The organism is Nocardia inohanensis NBRC 100128 (assembly GCF_001612945.1).
Classification (GTDB): Bacteria; Actinomycetota; Actinomycetes; order Mycobacteriales; family Mycobacteriaceae; genus Nocardia; species Nocardia inohanensis.
In genome coordinates this window covers 944,661-962,506 of record NZ_BDBK01000002.1, presented here as the reverse complement: position 1 = coordinate 962,506, position 17,846 = coordinate 944,661, and the positions used below count along the sequence as shown (strand labels likewise).

General features: G+C 67.0%; 12 protein-coding genes and 1 pseudogene. 6 read left to right on the top strand and 7 right to left on the bottom strand.

Translation table 11 applies throughout. The features are described from left to right. Positions 1-220: 220 nt before the first annotated feature. Positions 221-3,055: a preprotein translocase subunit SecA gene (secA, locus tag NI1_RS10690; protein WP_067817488.1), complete on the bottom strand. Its 2,835-nt coding sequence runs from the start codon at positions 3,053-3,055 to the stop codon at positions 221-223. 381 nt (positions 3,056-3,436) lie between these two features. On the opposite strand from secA, the gene NI1_RS10685 reads away from it, so the two are divergent. The 6 genes from NI1_RS10685 to bluB all read left to right on the top strand — a co-directional run bounded on the left by NI1_RS10685 (position 3,437) and on the right by bluB (position 10,442). Beyond that, entirely contained in the window at positions 3,437-4,858 is a 1,422-nt protein-coding gene (locus NI1_RS10685; RefSeq protein WP_067817485.1) for a WS/DGAT/MGAT family O-acyltransferase, read from the top strand. A gap of 46 nt (positions 4,859-4,904) precedes the next feature. Then, positions 4,905-5,414, top strand: coding sequence for a DUF6912 family protein (locus NI1_RS10680; protein ID WP_174564482.1), 510 nt, complete (start codon positions 4,905-4,907; stop codon positions 5,412-5,414). A gap of 184 nt (positions 5,415-5,598) precedes the next feature. Continuing rightward, complete coding sequence (locus tag NI1_RS10675; protein WP_067818191.1) at positions 5,599-6,759, top strand: ferredoxin reductase; 1,161 nt, start codon at positions 5,599-5,601, stop codon at positions 6,757-6,759. A 153-nt stretch (positions 6,760-6,912) separates the two neighbouring features. Beyond that, on the top strand, positions 6,913-8,340 hold the full coding sequence (locus tag NI1_RS10670; RefSeq protein WP_067817483.1) for a fatty acid desaturase family protein: 1,428 nt from the start codon (positions 6,913-6,915) through the stop codon (positions 8,338-8,340). A 95-nt stretch (positions 8,341-8,435) separates the two neighbouring features. Beyond that, positions 8,436-9,689 (top strand): fatty acid desaturase family protein, encoded by a 1,254-nt coding sequence (locus NI1_RS10665; protein WP_067817481.1) that lies wholly within the window; start codon positions 8,436-8,438, stop codon positions 9,687-9,689. Positions 9,690-9,809: 120 nt separating this feature from the next. Next, positions 9,810-10,442: a 5,6-dimethylbenzimidazole synthase gene (bluB, locus tag NI1_RS10660; RefSeq protein ID WP_067818188.1), complete on the top strand. Its 633-nt coding sequence runs from the start codon at positions 9,810-9,812 to the stop codon at positions 10,440-10,442. A 49-nt stretch (positions 10,443-10,491) separates the two neighbouring features. Here the strand turns inward: bluB and NI1_RS10655 are convergent, their stop codons facing one another. From NI1_RS10655 to mtrB, 6 genes and pseudogenes are all read right to left on the bottom strand, one after another. Continuing rightward, positions 10,492-10,893: a hypothetical protein gene (locus NI1_RS10655; protein WP_067817480.1), complete on the bottom strand. Its 402-nt coding sequence runs from the start codon at positions 10,891-10,893 to the stop codon at positions 10,492-10,494. Between the two features lie 210 nt (positions 10,894-11,103). After that, positions 11,104-12,387, bottom strand: coding sequence for an acetyl-CoA C-acyltransferase (locus NI1_RS10650; RefSeq protein ID WP_281179485.1), 1,284 nt, complete (start codon positions 12,385-12,387; stop codon positions 11,104-11,106). A gap of 111 nt (positions 12,388-12,498) precedes the next feature. Then, the gene (gene hpf / locus NI1_RS10645) at positions 12,499-13,215 is read right to left on the bottom strand and encodes a ribosome hibernation-promoting factor, HPF/YfiA family (RefSeq protein ID WP_084522995.1); all 717 of its coding nucleotides are present in this window, start codon (positions 13,213-13,215) and stop codon (positions 12,499-12,501) included. Between the two features lie 184 nt (positions 13,216-13,399). Next, positions 13,400-14,044 carry a ComF family protein gene (locus tag NI1_RS10640; protein ID WP_067817477.1) on the bottom strand — a complete coding sequence of 215 codons (645 nt, stop codon included), beginning with the start codon at positions 14,042-14,044 and terminating at the stop codon, positions 13,400-13,402. A gap of 16 nt (positions 14,045-14,060) precedes the next feature. After that, positions 14,061-15,875 (bottom strand): MtrAB system accessory lipoprotein LpqB, encoded by a 1,815-nt coding sequence (lpqB, locus tag NI1_RS10635; RefSeq protein ID WP_084522894.1) that lies wholly within the window; start codon positions 15,873-15,875, stop codon positions 14,061-14,063. A gap of 409 nt (positions 15,876-16,284) precedes the next feature. Continuing rightward, a pseudogene (mtrB, locus tag NI1_RS10630) lies at positions 16,285-17,828 on the bottom strand (MtrAB system histidine kinase MtrB); the annotation flags it as partial. Between the last annotated feature and the right edge of the window lie 18 nt (positions 17,829-17,846).

The following is a 17,846-nucleotide window of genomic DNA, read 5'->3' as shown; positions in this document are numbered from 1 at the left end:
GAACACCAACCCGCGCCGCAAGCGATTCGGCGACCGATTACCGCTAGCCAGCCACCGTCCAGCATCCGATACGCAGCAAATAGCCCGAAATGTCATAGCGGGCTTGGCATCTCACCACTCCCGCTGTTCACAATCCATTTACCGAAGTTTCGCCGAAAACGAAAGCGCCCCGGGTGTTCCCACCCGGGGCGCCTCGGTTCGAAATCAGCCTGAGCCGAATTCAGCGACGCCGCTTGGACTTCGGCGCCCGATCCTGCTTACCCTGCGCCCGCGCCGCTTCCCGGCGCTCCCGCCGGGTGCCGCCGTCACCGTCGCCGTACTCCTCGGCATCGCTGTGCACGGCCGCGCGACCGCCCTCGTCCGGGCCCGCCGGACCCGAGTAGGACAGCCCACGCGGACCCGACTCGTCGATCCCCTTGGCCCGCAACGCGGCCGGAGCGCCGTTACCGGCGGGCGCGGCCTCCTGGGTGGGCAGCGGGCGGTTGCCGACCGGCGATTGCAGTCCGGAGGCGACCTGCACCCCGGCGGGCTGCGGCGCCTGCACCTCGACCTGGAGGTTGAACAGGAACCCGACCGACTCTTCCTTCAGGCCCTCGAGCATGGCGGCGAACATGTCGAAGCCCTCGCGCTGGTACTCGACCAGCGGGTCGCGCTGCGCCATCGCCCGCAGGCCGATGCCCTCCTTGAGGTAGTCCATCTCGTAGAGGTGCTCACGCCACTTGCGGTCCAGCACCGACAGCAGGATCTGGCGCTCCAGATTGCGCATGCTGCCCGCGCCGGCCAGCCCGTCGATCTCGGCTTCACGGGCCTCGTAGGCGCCGTGCGCGTCGTCGAGGACGGCGTCCAGCAGCTCCTCGCGGGACAGGTCGCCGATCTCGCCGTCGGCGTTCTCGCCGGTGAGGTCCTTGTAGTCGATTCCGATGGGGTACAGCGTCTTCAGCGCGCCCCACAGCTTGGCCAGATCCCAGTCCTCGACATAGCCCTCGGCGGTGGCGCCATTGACGTAGGCGGTGATCACGTCGGTGATCATCTCCTGCACCTGGCCCTCCATATCCTCGCCTTCGAGGATGCGGGCGCGCTCGGCGTAGATCACCTTGCGCTGCTGGTTCATGACCTCGTCGTACTTCAGAACGTTCTTGCGGATCTCGAAGTTCTGCTGCTCGACCTGGGTCTGCGCGGACTTGATGGCGCGCGAGACCATCTTGGCCTCGATCGGCACGTCGTCGGGCAGGTTCAGCCGCGTCATGATCGATTCGAGGGCCGCGCCGTTGAAGCGCCGCATCAGCTCGTCACCCAGCGACAGGTAGAACCGCGACTCACCCGGGTCGCCCTGGCGGCCGGAACGACCGCGCAGCTGGTTGTCGATGCGCCGCGACTCGTGGCGTTCGGTGCCGAGCACGTAGAGACCGCCGGCCTCACGCACCGCATCGGCATCCGCCTCGGTCTGCTCCTTGACCCGCTCCAGGGTCGCGTGCCACTGGGCCTCGTACTCTTCGGGCGTCTCGACCGGGTCCAAGCCCTGCCGGCGCAGCAGCAGGTCGGCGATGATGTCCGGGTTGCCGCCCAGCACGATATCGGTACCACGACCGGCCATGTTGGTGGCGACGGTGACCGCGCCCGGCCGTCCGGCCTCGGCGACGATCTGCGCTTCCTGCTCGTGGAACTTGGCGTTCAGCACCGAGTGCGCGATGCCGCGCTTGGTCAGCAGCTTGGACAGGTACTCCGAGCGCTCGACCGACGTCGTACCGACCAGCACCGGCTGGCCCTTCTCGTTGCGCTCGGCGATATCGTCGGCGACCGCGGAGTACTTGGCCTCTTCGGTCTTGTAGATCAGGTCGGACTGGTCGACGCGGACCATCGGCTTGTTGGTCGGGATCGGGACCACGCCGAGGTCGTAGGTCTGGTGCAACTCGGCCGCCTCGGTCTCGGCGGTACCGGTCATACCGGAGAGCTTGTCGTAGAGGCGGAAGTAGTTCTGCAACGTGATGGTGGCGAGGGTCTGGTTCTCCGGCTGGATCTCCACGCCCTCTTTGGCCTCGATGGCCTGGTGCATGCCCTCGTTGTAGCGGCGTCCCACCAGAATGCGGCCGGTGAACTCGTCGACGATGATCACCTCGCCGTCGCGGACGATGTAATCCTTGTCGCGGGTGTACAGCTCCTTGGCCTTGACGGCATTGTTCAGGTAGCTGACCAGCGGCGAATTCGCGGCCTCGTACAGATTGTCGATACCGAGCTGGTCCTCGACGAACTCCACGCCCGCCTCGTGCACGCCGATGGTGCGCTTCTTGATATCGACCTCGTAGTGCAGGTCCTTCTTCAGAAGCGGCGCGATGCGCGCGAATTCGGCGTACCACTTCGAGGAGGCGTCGGCCGGACCCGAAATGATGAGCGGGGTACGGGCTTCGTCGATGAGGATCGAGTCGACCTCGTCGACGATGGCGAAATTGTGCCCGCGCTGCACCAGATCATCCAGCGAGTGCGTCATATTGTCGCGCAGGTAATCGAAGCCGAACTCGTTGTTGGTGCCGTAGGTGATCTCGGCGGCGTAGGCCACGCGGCGCTCGGCCGGGCTCATACCGCCGAGGATGACGCCCACGTCGAAGCCGAGGAAGCGGTGCACGCGGCCCATCCACTCGGCATCGCGCTTGGCCAGGTAGTCGTTGACCGTGACCACGTGCACGCCATCGCCGGAGATGGCGTTCAGGTAGGCGGGGAGCACACAGGTCAAGGTCTTGCCCTCACCGGTCTTCATCTCCGACACATTGCCGATGTGCAGCGCCGCGCCGCCCATGATCTGCACCTTGTAGTGCTTCTGGTTGAGCACGCGCCAGGACGCCTCGCGGGCGGTGGCGAAGGCCTCGAGCAGCAGTTCGTCGAGGGACTCCCCGTTCGCGTAACGCTGCTGGAACTCGCCGGTCTTGGCCTGCAATTCGGCGTCGGAGAGGGCGGTGAACTCCTCATCCAGGGCGATGACCTCGTCGGCCAGGTTCGCAAGCCGCTTGACGGTGCGACCCTCACCAATCCGTAGCAACCTCGAAAACGTCAGCGCAGGCACGGGTCTTGTCAGTCCTCTGGTCGGTGTGTCGTTGGCCCCCGCCATGGCGGGAAAGGTCGGCGCGCGGGCACGCAACCAATGCCATGGTAATGCGCTGCCCATCGTAGGCGTCGAAGTGCGCGGGCGGAGGTCGGGGCGGGAGCGGGTCGCCGGTGGCCGGGCCCCTGACGTTCCGCCCGGATCCTTCCGGATGGTAGCGATGAGCTGCGCTGATCCGCCGGCGAATCGTTTTGCTGCCGAAGCCCTTTCGAGACCTCTGAAGTACGATGGAACCGGCCCGTCGTGTGGAAGCTTGCGCCCGCACACCTGGACGGGGGCGTCGATGCCTGGCAGGGGACAAATGCGGGCTCGATGCGGAGCACTTAGGGAGTAGCGGGCAGCGTGATCACCAGACTGACGCCGCAGGACGCGTCGTTCTATCGGCTGGAATCGAGCAGTAATCCGATGCATATCGGGTCGCTCGCCATTCTGCGCAATCCCGCCCCGGGCGGGAATTCCGGACACGCGCCCCTGGATTACGAACGGCTGCTCACACTGGTCGAATCGCGTTTGCCGCTGGTGCCGCGATATCGGAACAAGGTGCGCGAGATCCCGTTCGAGCTGGGCCGCCCGGTCTGGGTGGACGACGCGAATTTCGACATCACCTATCACATCCGGCGTTCGGCGCTGCCGGAACCGGGCACCGACGATCAATTGCTCGACCTGGTCGCCCGGCTGGCGTCGCGGCCGCTGGACAACACCCGGCCGCTGTGGGAGATGTACTTCGTCGAAGGGCTCTCCGGCGGGCGCTGCGCCATTTTCACCAAGACGCATTCGGCGCTGGTGGACGGCGATTCCGCGCTGGAGATCGGGCACGTGATCCTGGACACCTCGGCCGCCCCCCGCGAGGTCGCCGACGACGCCTGGATGCCGCATCGGGAACCGGCCGATGTGGAGCTGCTGATCGGCGCGATCCTGCATCTGGCCACCCAGCCGCGCGAGGCGCTGGACGTGGCCCGCCATCACAGCGCCGAGGCGTTCGCGCTGATCGACGCCACCGGCAAGGCCGTCAAGAAGATGGTGTCGATGCTGCGGGCCGCGGCGCTCGGCGCACCCGACAGCCCGCTGAACATCCGCACCTCCCGCAATCGCCGGTTCGAGGTGGTGCGCACGGATCTGGAGGACTACCGCAAGATCCGCAAACGCTTCGACTGCTCGATCAACGACGTCATCCTGGCGGTGGTCACCGGCGCGCTGCGCAATTGGTTGCTGTCGCGTGGCCAGATCCTCACCGAGGCCGACGCGCTGCGGGCGATCGTGCCCATGTCGGTGTACGCGGACGGCCCCAACGGCGAGCTGAAACCGGCCGGCGAGGTGACCTCGCTGGTGGTGGATCTGCCGGTGGGCGAGGCGAATCCGGTGATCCGCATGTCGCACATCAAGCACGCCACCGAGGCGCACGTGCGGCATCAGCGCGGGGTGCGGGCCCGGACCCTGGTGCACATGGCCGGATTCGCTCCGGCGAGCCTGCATGCCATGAGCGTGCGCTCTGCGAGTACTTTTGCAGAGCACACGTTCAATCTGGTGATCACCAACGCGCCGGGTCCGCAGCAGCCCATGTACATCGGCGGCGCGCGGATGCTGGAGATGTACCCGGTGTCGCCGTTGCTGCGCTTTCAGGCTCTGAGCATCGGGCTCACGTCCTATGACGGACGGGTGTTCTACGGACTCAACGCCGACCGCGACGCGATGGCCGATATCGCGGTGCTGACCGCTTCGGTGCACGAGTCGATGGAGGAGATGCTCGGTGCCTGCGTCCAGTGAGTCCGCGTCCGGGAAGCTGCGCGTCTATGTTCCGGCCACCGTGCCGATGCTGCGAGAGCTGGTGGCGGACCGGGAGATCCGGGCCATCGGGGATACCGCGTTCGCGGTGACGCCGGCGCTGCGCGAGGCGTACGCCTCGGGTGATGACGAGGAGCTGGCCGAGGTCGCCATGTCCGAGGCCGCGCGAGCGTCGCTGCGCCTGCTGGCCGAGGAGCAGGCGGCCGCGGATCTGAACGGTGCGGATGCCGGGGACACGGCGGCGCCGGGGCCGATCTTCCGCCGGGCGGTCGTGGCCGCCGACGTGACGGGTGCGACGCTGCGGCCGGATCTCGACGATGCGGTGGTCAAGCTTTCGGGGCCGATCACCTACAACCAGATCGCGTCGGTGCACGTGGATCTGGCCGAGGCCGAATCCGAGGTGTCGAAGGCCGTGGAGATCATCGATGCCGCCGATATGGGCGATCCCGATGCCGAATTCGTGCTCGGTGATGCCGAGGACCATCAGCTGGCTTGGTACGCCACCCAGGAACTGCCGTTCCTGCTGGATCTGCTCTGAGAGATGGTTTTCGGGGGCCAGGCCCCCGAACCCCCGGGGCAGTACCGAAGGTCTTTCCTGTCCAGTCGCGGCACCGTAACCTACGGTAGCGTAACCTTGCTGTGACATCTCCGCGGCGATGCCGCCGCGGCCGGCGATGGTCGCGCTCACCAGCGCACACGACGACAGGAAAGCGTTCCAGAACATGGCATCGAAAAGTGGGGGCTTCTCCGTGCGGGGACTGCGGGAATGGCTGGAGGCCCCCGTGGCCGACGGCTCGACCGCGGGCCGCACGCCCTTGGACACGCTGCGCGGAGCAGCGGCGCGCATCACCACTCCCCTGTTGCCGGACGACTATCTGCACCTGGTGAACCCGCTGTGGTCGGCGCGCGAGCTGCGCGGCCGCATCGTGGAGGTGCGCAAGGAGACCGCGGACGCAGCCACCCTGGTGATCAAGCCGGGCTGGGGCTTCGACTTCAAGTTCGAGCCGGGGCAGTACATCGGCATCGGTGTGCTGGTGGACGGCCGCTGGCATTGGCGCTCGTATTCGCTGACCTGCCCGCCGGATTGGACCGATCCCGGGCACAAGGGCAAGCGGCTCATCTCCATCGCGGTGAAGGCCATGCCGGAGGGTTTCCTCTCCAGCCACCTGGTCAGCGGCGTGCCGGTCGGCGCCATCGTGCGCCTGGCCGCGCCGCAGGGCGGGTTCGTGCTGCCCGAGCCGCCGCCGGCCAAGGTGCTGTTCCTGACCGCGGGTTCGGGCATCACCCCGGTGATGGCCATGCTGCGCACCATGGATCGCCGCGACGGCGTCCCGGATGTCATGCACATTCACTCCGCGCGCACCCCGGACGACGTCATGTTCGGTGACGAGCTGCGCGAAATGCACGACAAGCACCCGAGTTTCACCGCCCACCTGCATCTGACCGGCGAGAACGGCAAGTTCGCGCTGGCCGATCTGGACGAACTGGTCCCGGACTGGCGCGAGCGCGAGACCTGGGCCTGCGGTCCGCTGGGCATGCTCGACGAGATCGAGAAGCATTGGACCGCAGCGGGTATCGAGAACAAGCTGCACGTGGAGCGGTTCGAGATCGAACGCAATGCCAGCGCCGAGGGCGGCAAGGTCACCTTCGGCAAGACCGGCCGCACCGTCGAGGTGGACGGCGCGACCACGCTGCTCCAAGCCGGTGAGGGCGCGGGCGTGCAGATGCCGTTCGGCTGCCGGATGGGCATCTGCCAGACCTGTGTGGTGACCATCACCGACGGTCACGTGCGCGATCTGCGCAACGGAAACGAGAAGCGCGCGGGTGAGAAAGTGCAGACCTGTGTTTCGGCGGCGGCGGGCGACTGCACGCTCGAGGTGTGACGCGCGGACCGGCTTCGGCCGACGGGCTCGAGAACGGCTACCCTCGATAGCAGTCGAGCCTGACGCGGCCCCGCTCGTGCCTCCATTGGAGACGCCGGGGCCGCGGACCCGCACAGCGGTGTGAGGCGGATAAACCCACGGAAGGATTTGCCGGTGGCCATCACCGACATCAAAGCGTTCAGCCATCTCTCGGCTTCGGACATCGAGGCCCTGGGCCATGAACTCGATACGATTCGCCGCGACGTGGAACTGTCGCTCGGTGCGCGCGATGCCAAGTACATCCGCCGCACCATCGCCGCGCAACGGATTATCGAGGCGGCGGGCCGGGCGACCCTGTTCGCGTCCAAGAAGCGCTGGGCCTGGCTCACCGGCACCGCGCTGCTCTCGGTCGCGAAGATCATCGAGAACATGGAGCTCGGGCACAACATCAGCCACGGGCAATGGGATTGGATGAACGATCCCGAAATCCACTCCACCACTTGGGAGTGGGATCAGACCGGCACCTCCGAGCAGTGGAAAGCCGCGCACAACTACTCGCATCACATGTACACCAACATCCTCGACATGGACGAGGATCTCGGTTTCGGCATTCTGCGGATGACTCGCGACGAGGAATGGCGGCCCATCAATCTGGCGCAGCCGTTCGCGAATCTGGTGCTGGCCGCGCTGTTCGAGTGGGGCATCGCGCTGCACGATCTGTCGGCGCAGAAGGAGCAGCTGGGAGTCGATCCCAAGGATTGGTTCTCCGAGCCGAACAAGGCGTTCTGGCGCAAAGCGGGCAAGCAGGTCGCCAAGGATTTCGTGATCTATCCGGCGCTCACCGGTCCGGCCTGGAAGTCGACGCTGAAGGCCAATGCCACCGCCAACCTGGTGCGCAACCTCTGGGCTTACGCGGTCATCTTCTGCGGACATTTCCCGGACGGCGCGGAGAAGTTCACCGTGGACCAGTTCGAGAACGAGACGCAGGGCGAATGGTATCTGCGGCAGATGCTGGGCAGCGCGAATTTCAATTCCGGCCCGGTGATGGCGTTCATGAGCGGCAACCTCAGCTACCAGATCGAACACCACATGTTCCCGGACCTGCCGTCGAATCGGTACGCCGAGGTGTCGGCGAAGGTGCGCGAGCTGTGCGAGAAGTACGACCTGCCGTACACCACCGGGTCGATCGGTAAGCAATATCTGCTGGCGTTCCGCACCATTCACAAACTGGCGCTGCCGGACAGCTGGCTGAAGGCGACCTCCGACAATGCGCCGGAAACGTCCTCGGAGCGCAAGTTCGCCGGTATCACCCTGCCGTCGATGCCGTCGCTGAACAGCGAATGGCTGACCGAGCACCAGCCGCAGTGGAGCGTGGATCCGGTGACGGGTCAGCGCCGCGGGCTGCGTTCGGCCATGCAGGAGGCCAAGGTGGTGCTGAAGGAAAAGGCGCTGCACGAGAAGGAAGTGCTGCGCGAGGCGAAGGTGAACCTACAGGAAAAGGCAAGGGCGGAAAAGGAACTGCTGCGTTCGAAGGCGGAACCGTTGCGCACCGAAGCCAAGCGCCGCTGGTCGCTCTCGGGTAAGCTGCGCCGTAATCGCTAGCAGATGAAGGTGTCGAAAACAATGCGGTCTTCGACACGCTAGGGATTCAATCGTCCGTAACCTACGGAGCCGTAACCTACGGTACTGTAAGTTGCATGGCGATCTCGGATGTCAAGGAATACGCACATCTCACCCCCGAAGACGTAGAAGCTATCGGCGCGGAACTCGACTCGATTCGCCGCGAAGTCGAATCCGTCCGGGGCGAAAAAGACGCGGCCTACATTCGCAAGGTGATCCGTTTGCAGCGCGGCCTCGAAATCGGTGGCCGCGCCGCGCTTTTCGCGAGCCTCTTCCCGCCGGCGTGGATTGCCGGAACCGCCATGCTCGGCGTTGCCAAGATCATCGAGAATATGGAGATCGGGCACAACGTCATGCATGGCCAGTGGGACTGGATGAACGATCCGGAAATCCACTCCACCAAATGGGAATGGGACAACGCCGGTCCCTCCGAGCACTGGAAGATCACCCACAACTTCCTGCACCACAAGTACACCAATGTCCTCGGCATGGACGACGACATCGGCTACGGCCTGCTGCGCGTCACCCGCGACCAGCGCTGGACCCCGTTCTACCTGGGCCAGCCGGTGTACAACCTGCTTTTGCAGATGTTCTTCGAATACGGCGTCGCCATCCAGCATCTGGAGCTCGGCAAGGTCGCCAAGAAGAAGTGGCCGGCCGGTTCCCCCGAACGCATCCAGTTCGAGGAGGACCGCAATCTGGTGCTGAAGAAGATCGGCAAGCAGGCCGCGAAGGACTACCTGATCTTCCCGCTGCTCACCGGTCCCGCCTTCTTCGGCACGCTGACCGCCAACCTGACCGCCAATGTCATCCGCAATGTATGGACCAACGCGGTCATCTTCTGCGGGCACTTCCCCGACGGCGCCGAGAAGTTCACCAAGGCCGATATCGACGGCGAGACCCAGGGCGAGTGGTACCTGCGCCAGATGCTGGGCTCGGCCAATATCTCCGGCGGGCCGCTGCTGCACTTCATGACCGGCAACCTGTCGCACCAGATCGAGCACCACCTGTTCCCCGATCTGCCCTCGAACCACCTGGCTTCCATCGCGGTTCGGGTGCGGGCCCTGTGCGACAAGTACGACCTGCCCTACACCACCGGTTCGCTGCCGGTGCAGTACGCCAAGTCGTGGCGCACCATCATGAAGCTGTCGCTGCCCAACAAGTACCTGGCCCGCAGCACCGACGACGCCCCGGAAACCAAGTCCGAGAAGGTGTTCGGCGGTGCGCCGACCATCGACGCCATGACCGGTCGCCGCCGTGGCCTGCGCACCGCGCTGAAGGAGGGCCGTCGCCGGCTGTCCCGCCGCCAGGATCACGCGCTGGCCGGCTGACCGCCACCCGGGAATCCGAGACGCCCCCGTCGATTCGACGGGGGCGTTTTCGTTCGCGTTCTTCCGCCTGGTTCACTGGGGGGCGTGTGTTCCGAAGGCCCGATCGCGTCCCCCGAATGTCTGAGCGTCTACGACGCGATTCGATTGCGCCGCGATGTGCGGGCCGAATTCACCGGGGCGGTGGTCGAGGACGCGACCCTGCTGCGCATTCTCGAGGCGGCGCACCGCGCACCCAGCGTCGGCAATTCCATGCCGTGGGATTTCGTGGTGCTGCGCGATCCGGCGATGCTGGCCAAGTTCGCCGAGCACGTGGCGCAGAAGCGCCAGGAGTTCAATGATTCACTGCCCGCCGATCGAGCCGAGACCTTCAATCCGATCAAGATCGAGGGAATTGTCGAGTCCGGGACCGGGATCGTGGTCACCCACGACCAGACCCGCGGCGGCACCCATGTACTCGGCCGGGCGACAGTCCCCGAAACCGGCATCTACTCGACCGTTCTCGCCATCCAGAACTTGTGGCTGGCGGCCACCGCCGAAGGCATCGGGGTGGGCTGGGTCAGCTTCTACGACACCCCGTACCTGAGCGAAATGCTCGGGCTGCCATCGCATGTGAAGCCGGTGGCGTGGCTGTGCGTGGGCCCGGTGCGCGAATTCCAGACGGTGCCCGACCTCGAGCGGTTCGGCTGGCGCGATCGCCGCCCGCTGGAGGCCGCGATCCACTGGGAGCAATTCGGTTCCCCGGCAGCCGAATAGCCGAAACCCCGCCCCGGCTTGCTCCCTCGATCACACTGTGACGCGGGAGTCAGTGCATCGGCTGGGTTTGGTGCCCGACGACGCGCACCTCATCGAGGGTGACCTCGGGGTCGCCGTTGCCCGATCGGCCGGTGACGGTAATGGTCCCGGTGAACTCGTCACCCTGCGTGACCTCGCGCATCCGGGCTCCGGTCAGCTCGGCGCGCGCGCCGTTCAGGGTGTAGAACTCGGTGGGACCGCCGGTGATGAACGCCAACGTCCAGTTGGCGGCGTCGGAGTAGACCAGCCCGTGCACCTGGAATCGCTCTCCGGCATGCGCCCGGTAGTCCCGCAATACTGCCTTCATCTCGTCCTGCGGCGTCGAATCGGCCACCGCCACACCGGTTCCCGCGAGTCCCAATACGGTCGTGGCCATGGCGATCGCCGTGACCACGGCTCTCTTGCACACCATGTCTCACACAACTCCCTCATCTACTCATTGCTCTTGGAATAACTCCGGCCCACCCGGTCGAAACCGAATGGGCCGAATTTTCTCGATCACGCCAGTCCGGGACCGGCGCCGCGCGGCCCATCAGTGACACCGGCGGTCCGGTGTATCCGCGGCCGGCGGATCAGAGCAGATGCAGGTTGGAAGGGTATTTTCAGGGACCCGGCCGGTCACCTAGACGCGTTCGAGCACCGCCGACGCGCCGATGCCGCCCGCAGCGCAGATTCCGAGCAACGCGGTGGACTTGCCGGTGCGAGCCAGTTCGTTGGCCATGGTGGTGACCATGCGGGCGCCGGTCGCGCCGAAGGGGTGGCCGAGCGAGACCGACCCGCCGTGCACGTTGAGGCGCTCGGGGTCGATCTCGCCGACGGCGGTGTCGCGGTCGAGCCGGGTCTTGGCCCATTCGGCGCTGGCCAGGGCCGAGACCACGGACAGGGTCTGGGCGGCGAAAGCCTCGTGGATGTCGACGAAATCGATGTCGGACAAGGCCATTCCGGCCTTGTCGAGCGCACGCGGCATGGAGATGGCGGGGCCGATGAGGACCTGGTCACGCGGGTCCACGCTGACGAAGCTCCAGGAACGGAAGGCGGCGAGCGGCTGGTAGCCGAGCGCGCGCGCCTTCTCCTCGCTCATCAGCAGCACGGCCGACGCGCCATCGGTGAGCGGGCTGGCGTTGCCGGCGGTGACGGTGCCCGGTTCGGCGAAAACCGGTGGCAGCTTGGCCAATTTGGCCATGCTGGTGTCCTTGCGGACCAGGCCGTCGCGGGTGACGCGGGTGCCGTCGGGGGTGGTGACGGTCAGGACTTCGGAGTCGAAGCGGCCGGATTCGATGGCCGCGGCGGCCCGGTGGTGGGACAGGACGGCGAACCGGTCCTGGGCGGCGCGGCCGATATTGTGAATGCGCGCCATCTTCTCGGCGGATTCACCCATCACCTCGCCGGTGGTGCGCTCGGCGATCTTCGGCCGCTTCGGCATCAGGTCGTAGAACGGCGCGAGTTGGGTTGCGGCCGTGAGGTAGTCCTTCGGCTTGGGCTTGCCCAGGGCCAGCGGCGCGGCGGCATGGATGAGCTTCTGCGGGAGCTTCACCTCGGCATTGCTGACCGAGTCACTGCCGCCCGCGATCATCACGTCGTACTCGCCGCGTTCGATGGCCGCGGCCGCCGAGACCACCGCTTGCAGCCCGGACGCGCAGGCGCGGGTGACCGTGTAACCCTCACAGCCCGGGTCCAATCCGAGATCCAAGGCGATCTCGCGGGCGATGTTCGGCGCGGCGGCGGGCAGGATGACCCCGCCCCACACGATGGATTGCACCGCCGCGCCCGGCAGCCCGGTGCGTTCGAGCAGCCCCCGCACGGCGGCATCGGCCAGGTCGATGGAGTCCATCCGGGTGTAGTCGGTGAAGGCGCGCACGAAGGGGGTGCGCGCTCCGGCGACGATGACGGCACGATTCTTACTCACCAGTCAGTTGTAACTGATACATGCTGTAACAGCAAGTGTCGGACGGGCTGGAGAGTCGGACGACCGGGGCTCTGATGAAAGCCCCGGTCGGAAGTGGGTTACGCCAGAGAACTAAGCGAGCCGGATGAGGCCGTAGTCGAAGGCGTGGCGACGATAGACGACCGACGGTCGGTCGGTCTCCTTGTCCATGAACATGAAGAAATCGTGACCGACCAGCTCCATTTGGTAGAGAGCATCGTCGATCGTCATCGGGATCGCCGGGTGCGTCTTGGTGCGCACCACATGGCCGGGACCGGCCTCGTCCTGCTCATCGGAGCCGTGATCGTGAGCCGAGGCCCCGTTCGAGGCGGCGGCGAACAGGGAGTCGTCGATGAGTCCGGCCGTCGCTTCCGCGACCGAGATCGGCGTCTTGTCCCCGTGATGGACGCGGCGGCGGTCCTTGAGGCGACGCAACCGGCCTTCCAGCCGCTCCACCGCGAGTTCCAAGGCGGCGTAGAAGCTGTCCGCGCAGGCCTCGGCCCGTACGACCGGGCCCTTACCGCGGGCGGTGATCTCTATCCGCTGGCAGTTCTTACGCTGACGACGGTTGCGTTCGTGGGTGAGTTCCACGTCGAACAGGTAGATGGTGGGGTCGAAGCGCTCCAATCGAGACAGCTTGTCCGCCACGTGGATTCGGAAATGATCGGGCACTCCACCCTCACCGAGGGTTCGTCCCTTGACCACGACATCCGCACTGGTTGCCCGACTGGATTGGTCGTCGGAGCTGAATTCATCGTCCAGCAGAGCGGTGTCTGCGTTCTTCGCTGAAGGTCGTGAAGTAGTCGTCACGCGTACCTCCCGGATCTGGCCGCACAAGCCACTCGTGCGGCGGGATTGAAACGTGTGCCGATCGACTGACTCGCTCGGCACATATGGTCCGAGGCGCCACCTCCAAACTTGCGGTTCGGGTGTCTGATCGCGACGGTAGTACGTCAGCGACCTGTCCGCCAGTGTTCACGCAAATATCGAATAATCAAGCGGAACACGTAACCAGCACGGCACGTACCGGAACTCCGGCGGTAACCAGCGCGCGGGTCGATTCGGACACCGTCGTACCGGTTGTCAGTACGTCGTCAATGAGCACTACCTCGGCATTTGCCGGAAAACCGGCGGAATCCGGCCGGGTGGGGGCTACGATGATCCGCCCGCGCAGATTGTGCTGGCGATCGCTCTCGTTCAGGCCCGCGGAGTCCCGCACACCCGCCCCGGAACCCAACATTCGTACCAGTCGGCAATCCGGTAGCCAACTCGCGGCGACGCGCGCCGCGCGGATCACCGGGTCACCGCCGCGCCTGCGCGCGGCCGCCGCCCGGCTGGGCGCGGGGACCAGAATCAGCGGCCGGGACGCGTCCCGCAAATAATCCAGCCCCCTGGCCAGCGCCAGCCCCAGCGGCGCGGCCAGATCCGTCCGGCGATGCTCCTTGGCGGCCAGCACGGCCCGCCTGGGTGCGCCCCGATAGGACGCCAGCGCCCAGCACGGCACCCCGGGGTCGGCCCGCGGCCGGATGCGCACGGGCGGACCGGAGAGAGCGGCGGAACAGGCTGCGCACCACGCGGTTCCGGCCCGCCCGCACCCGCCGCAGGCACGCGGCAGGATCAGCTCCAGCAGCTCCCCCATGCCCTCCAGTGTGCGCTTATCCGGGCAGCACCGGAATGGCATTGGCCCCCAGGCCGGGAACTTCGCGCCAGAAGTATTCGCCGCCTTCGGGATTGCGGGTCAACTCCAGCACCGCGCGCGAATCGGCCACGTATTCGTGATCGGGCGCGGCGCTGACCACCCGTACCGGCGGGGTCAGGTTCTGGGTGCTCTGCGGCTGGAAGCCGGAGCCGTCGACCAGCACGGTGGCGACCGGATCCACATTGCCCTCGCGGCCGACGATCACCTTCTCGTCGTTCTGCCAGTCCAGGGTGACGGCCGCCGTGCTCAAGCCGACCGCGAGCGGCAACGGCGAGGTGAGCGCGTATTTCCCGCCCGCCTGCGGAGTCACCACGGCCACGTAGACCTTGCCGTTGGCGATCAGCGCGGCGCGCGCCCCGGACGGGGAGATGCGCAGTTCGGTGATCGGCCCGCGCGGCGCGGTGGCGGCGTTGGCGCCGGAATTGGCCGGGGGCGCGGTCAATTCGCCGATGGTCACCTCCTGCACCGACACATTGCCGGTGCCGCGGTCGTGCACGGCGCGAATCACCTTGTCACCGTCCTGCACGGTCCAGGCGGAGCTGCCGTCGGCGGGCCAGGACGGGCGGGTGAAGGTGCCGGCGGTGGCGACCGGGAAGCCCTGGCCGTCATAGGTGCCGATGATGAGCGTGCGTTCGGGTTCGGGTGCGGGACGGCCGGATCCGGCTACGGCGGCCACCAGCTGCCCGTCCGGCGAGAGCGCCACCGATTGCAGGCCGTGGGTGCTGCCGTAGAAGCCGGGCGCGGCGGTGATGCCGTTCTCGGTGACCGCGACCAGCGAGCCGTCGCGCACCGCGTGCAGTCCTGCGCGATTGCGCGCCACCGCGTCCGGGCTCATCGCCTCCACATCGGCCGGATTCCAGCCGATGGTGGCGTACCGGTCGTCGAGGGGTTTGCCATCGGCCAGCAGGAAGTAGGGTCCGATGACCTCGGCGCCGGCCAGCGTCAGCACGGTCTGGGTGGCCAAGAGCTCCTTGGCTTTCGAATCCAGGCTCGAGGCCCCGGCGAAGTCGACCTGCACGCCGCCCGCGCCGACGCCGACATTGTCGGTCTCGCCATTGGGTTTGCTGACCGGCCCGCGCACCGTCACCCCGCCGGAGAGCGGGTTGCGCACGGCGGGGGCGAGCGCATTCTGCGGTCCATCGGCCAGCATGCCGATCAGCTTCTGCGCCAGCTGGTCCTTGCGCGCGGAGATCCAGCGCAGGTCCGGAACCATCGCCGCGCCCGCCAGGTTCGGGAAGAACAGCGAGTACCGCTTGTAGGACTTGGCGAACGCGGTCTGCTCGACGATGACGCCGGGCGGCAGTTCGTCGACCCGCCACTCGCCATCCACCTTGACCAGTTCGACCTTCTGCTCCAAGGTGCCTTCCGCCGCCCTGTACGAGCTGTCAGCGGCCAATTCGCCTATCTTGCGGGCTCGGATCACATACGTGGCGGTATCGGCGGTACGGGACTCACGGAGTGTGTCCGGGCGATCGACGATGGTGGTGCCGGCGGCGTCGTCCCAGCGCACATTGGCCGAGGGCGAGAGGAACTGCCGGGCCGCCTGGTGCCGGTTGGTCGGGTCCGCGGTGGCTTGCAGGAAGTCCCGCAGCAGCTGGTCCGGTTCGCGCCCGGAGATGGGTGGGGTGGGACCGGCGCTGGTGGGTTGCCGTTCCAGCGTGCCCAGGGCCTGCGGGGCGGAGGAATCCGGCAGGCTGGCACAGGCGGTGAGCCCCACCAGGCAAGCGAGGGCCATGAGCGCCCGGGCCAGACGCGAGGAGCGTGCGCTCATGGTTTGCCGTCCGTGGAATCGGCGGGGGCCGAGCCGTCCTGCGGGGCACCGTCGCCCGCGCTGTCGGCGGTGGGCGGGACGGCATCGCCGCCGGGTTCGGCGGGTTCGGCGGTACCCGCGGCGAACTCCACGCCCGCCGGGTCGGCGAGCACGGCATTGCCTGCGGCGAACTCCACACCCGCCGGGTCGGCGAGCACGGCGCCGGCGGCCGGGAATTCCGCACCGGTCGCGTCGGCGAGGGACCAGGTGGCCGGCGGCGATCCGGTCGTGCCGGCACCCGGGGCGGCGTCGGCCGAACCGGATTCGGCTCCTGCACCGGATCCGCTTGCGGCGGAACCGGATTCCGGCTGATCGCCATCCGCCGGCGCGGGATCGAGGGCGGGAACGGCCTCCAGACCGCGCTTCTTCGGCGGTTCCAGGGACAGCGGGCTGGGGCCGAGCTTCTTGCCGCGCACCAGCGGCAGGGTGAGGCGGAAGCAGGCGCCGACGCCGAGTTCACCCCAGGCTTCGAGCTTGCCTTCGTGCAGGTTGGCGTCCTCGACGCTGATGGACAGGCCGAGGCCGGTGCCGCCGGAGCGCCGCATGCGCGAGGGGTCCGAGCGCCAGAACCGGTTGAAGACCAGCTTCTCCTCGCCCGGGCGCAAACCGACGCCTTGGTCGCGCACCACGATGGCGACGGCATTGGCGTCACCGTCACCGCGCATGCGCATGAGGACGGGTTTGCCTTCGCTGTGGTCAATGGCATTGGCGAGCAGATTGCGCAGCACGCGTTCGACGCGGCGCGGATCCACCTCCGCCACAAGGGGTTCCTCGGGCATGTCGACGACGAGTTCGACGCCGGACTCCTTGGCCAGATGCCGCACGGTGGAGACCGCGGCCCGCGCGCACATGCGCACATCCAGCGATTCCACTTGCAGCTCGGCCACACCCGCGTCGTGGCGGCTGATCTCGAGCAGGTCGTTGAGCAGCCCCTCGAACCGGTCGAGTTCGTTCACCAGCAGTTCCGCGGAGCGCGCCAGCGCCGGATCCAGGTCGTCGCTGGAGCCGTGGATGAGGTCGGCCGCCATGCGCACCGTGGTCAACGGTGTGCGCAGCTCGTGGCTGACGTCGGAGGTGAAGCGGCGCTGTAGATTTCCGAACTCCTCGAGTTGGGTGATCTGGTTGGACAGGCTCTCGGCCATCTCGTTGAACGACATGGCCAGCCTGGCCATGTCGTCCTCGCCGCGCACCAGCATGCGCTCTTTGAGTCGTCCATCGGCGAAACGACTCGCGATGCGCGCGGCGGATCGGATGGGCAGCACCACTTGCCGGGTCACCAGCGCGGTGATGGCGGCCAGCAGAACCAGCAGCACGATGCCGCCGATGAGCATGGTGCCGCGCATCAGGCTGAGCGAGTTCTGCTCGTTGGTGAGCGGGAAGATCAGGTAGATCTCCAGCGTCGGAATGTCGGCGGCGGGCGATCCGATGATCAGCGCCGAGCCGCGATACCCATCCGGATCGGAGACCGTGGCGAATTGATAGCTGACCTGCCGTTCCTGCACGAAATGGCGTAGCTCCGCGGGGATTTCCTGGATCGGCCCCGCGTTCAGCTCCGATTGCGAGTCGCCGATCATGGCCAGCGCGGAGTCGTAACTGCCTGCCGCGCCGCCGGATTGGGAGCCGCCGCCCCCCGGCCAGGGCGCGGCGGGCATCCTCCAATCGAGCCAGCTGGGTGCTCGAGTCGTGCACACCGGTCAGCGTGGCCTGCACCGTGTTTCGCGCACGGCCCATCTCCTCGACGGCCGCGTTGATCTTCGCGTCCAGCAACCGGTCGGTGATCTGACTCGTGAGCACGACTCCGAGAATCGTGATCACGATCAGCGACAGGGTGAGGGTGGACACGACGACGCGCAATTGCAGCGAACGCCGCCAGACGTGGCCCAGTTGCTCTCCGACATTGCGGAACCAGGCCACCACTACCGCCAGCCACCG